The 2701-nt window shown below is 65.5% G+C and carries 1 protein-coding gene; it reads right to left on the bottom strand.

What is annotated here, in order from left to right:
• Nucleotides 1–825, bottom strand: an 825-nt coding sequence (locus tag ABD299_RS11800; protein ID WP_344261298.1) for a S8 family serine peptidase, incomplete at its 3' end; no start/stop codon positions are given.
• Nucleotides 826–2701: the final 1876 nt, after the last annotated feature.

Genomic DNA, 2701 nt, shown 5'->3' with positions numbered 1-2701 from the left:
GACCTGGTTCTTCGTCCAGTCAGGGTTCGCCGACCAGATCAGCGCGGCAGAGGCCGAAGCCAACGCCGAGGCGGCGCTCGTGCCGCCCTCCTGCAGACACACCGCGCCGTCAGGGTGGCTGCAGCGCCTGGGGATCTCCTGCCCGGGAGCGGCCAGACCGATGAAGGGCCCGTGCTGGGAGTAATAGGCCCGTTCCCCGTGGCGATCGACAGCTGCTACGCCCACAGCACCGTCCTGAAGTGCCAGAGTGGTAGCTCTGTAGCCATTGTGAGCATCATTTCCTGCCGCTGCGAAGATGAGCTTCCCGTTGCTGGCGGCCTTGGCGATTGCCCTATCGAGCTCTTCCTGATAGTTGGTGTCCTCCCCTCGGGTCCCCACGGCGATGCTCAGAATCTGCGCCTCGCTGTCCGCCGCGAGCTCGATGGCTTCTGCGATTCTTTCATCCAGCCCAAGGCCGATACCCATTTCGCCTGGCTTGTATGCTACTCGAATGGGGAGAATCTTGGCCTTCGGGGCCAAGCCTTGAACTCCCTGGTCAGCGCCAGTCCCCGCGATCAACGATGCCATCCTCGTGCCATGGCCGTCACGGTCGACTTGACCTACTCCTTCAGAGTCGAAGAAATCTTCGCCTTCCAGTACCTGCCCTATCAGTTCTGGTACGGAGGTGTCGACGCCTGTGTCGATGACGGCAACTGTGATGCCCTCCCCCTGGGTGTGCTTCCAGATCTCTGAAGTCCGGTACTCATTCAGATGCCATGCTTGCCCAGGTTCCTCCGCGGAAGCCGACGTCACTGTTGTCCAAGAGAGCAAAAACAGTGTTGTCACGAGAAATAGCAGGAAGATTCGGTGCCGCGCTGACGTCGCGGTTAGGGCTGCAGTGGCTGGCTGGCCGCTGCGGTATGTGTTGCAAGGGCTGACCGTCCTCGAATCTTCACTTGTCACTGGAGGGCCTCTTCTTCTCCTGGTTGCGGGGGAGTCCGATTACGCCACCTCGGTCTTTGGGCAGTTCGCCCTTCGCCTTGCCAGCCTTGAGTGACGAGGCTCCTGTGCGGGGGACATTGTTGGTGCTGCTGGTGGTCCGGCCTCCGGTTCTTTCTGAAGTGGGCGGAGGTGCTCCAATGACAGGGCCGTGGTTGCGTGTGGTCCTTCGGTCGGGTTCCCGCATGAAGCCGCCACGTTGGCTGGCTGGCGTCGGCCCGATGACAGCGCCCTTGGGCAGGCCAGACCCGCTGGAGGAGGAACTTGAGGGCCTTCGTGTGCCTCCCACAATGCCTTCAGGGGCTGCAGGACGCCTGTTGGCCGGTGTGCCACCCGTTGCTGAGCCTGGTGCGGGCCGTCCGATCGAGGGAGATTCGGCCCCGGGGCTCTTCTGCGGTATGCCTGCACGACTTTCTCCACCCGTCTGCGCAGGCCGTCCTACGCCCGGTGTCTGCGTCCTTGGTGTGACCCCGTCGCTCACACCCGGAGGCCGGAGAGGGCTTCCGGGCGTCACCTGACCTACCCGTGGTGTACGAGCTGTGGGTGGCGGGTTACCACCCACAGGGCGCGGGGGGCCGACCGGGGTACGTGAGCCTCCCGCCGGTTGGCCCCACGGTAGCGGACCGGATGAGTGCGCTCCGGACTGTGCTCCTGCGCCGGCTACAGGAGCCGGGCCCGTAGCCGTGCCACTGCCTGGGGCGGACGGCAGGCCACCAGGTCCGAGCGAATCCGGTGAGGTTCCGACCGATCCGTCAAAGGAGGCAGGTGTCCTCCCGGGGTGATGAGCACCTCTTGTTTCCTGATGGTCCGGCACTGCGCCACCGTTCGAGCCTGAACTACCCGGTCCCAGTGGTGTCGCAGCGAGTGGCTCGGGCGTGACGCGCCGCGCATCGCCTCCCATGGGTGGAGTGACGCCTTTACCGGGAGGATCCAGGAGTGTCTCTGCCTTGAACTTCGGCTCCTCTGCGTTCTCCATCTGTTGGGCGGCGATGCGGTAGTGGGAGGAGAGGCGTTCCATGACGCGGATGGCTTCTTGGCGGTCTTCTTCGGCGCGTGCTGCTGCTACGTGGTCGAGGAAGTCGGATCCGTGGAAGCCTGTTCCGGCTGCTGATCCCTGGGCCGGGTCGATCACCGGGCCGGTTGCGGTCCCCTTCGGCATGGAGGACTGAGCCTCTGACAGCGCCTGGCCGGCCTGGCGGATGGCCTTACCGACATCGCGGGTGAACTCATCCAGCGCCCGGGAGTCACGGGCGAAGTTTCGCCCCCACTGGCGGAACGCCTCCGCGGCTTCCCCTTCCCATTCGACACGCTCCAGGCGGCTGGCGATGAGTGTGCCTACTTCGCCGAGGGCCTCTCCGAGTCCCAGGNCGTTGTGCGTCCCGCCCCACCCGGTCGCCTCGGCGCGGCCTGCGGGCCCTGGTTGGGCCGGATGGTCGCGCTGAGGCATCGTTCGCACGACAGATCGTAGCGAGCGCAGCCGCTGTCTACCTGGTCGGCCGGGGACGCACCGCGTGGCCTTACTCGGCGACCGGCGGCCTCAGTTCGGGCTCATCGAGCTTCTCGGCCGGGCTTCGGCAGATTCCAGTCTTCTGCGGGGTGAGGCGCCGCTTGGTCGCGGGGCGGTGGGTGTGGGCGGTGACTTGCGGAGGTTGTGTGTGCCAGGGGTTATGGGGACTTGTGGGTTTGCTTTCGGCGCATCCAGAGGGCGGTGAGTGTGCCGAGG

The sequence above is a fragment of the Streptomyces sodiiphilus genome, assembly GCF_039529215.1.
In the GTDB taxonomy this organism is placed as follows: domain Bacteria; phylum Actinomycetota; class Actinomycetes; order Streptomycetales; family Streptomycetaceae; genus Streptomyces; species Streptomyces sodiiphilus.
Note: the sequence above shows the minus strand (reverse complement) of the source record. Positions and strands in the feature narration are given on the sequence as shown.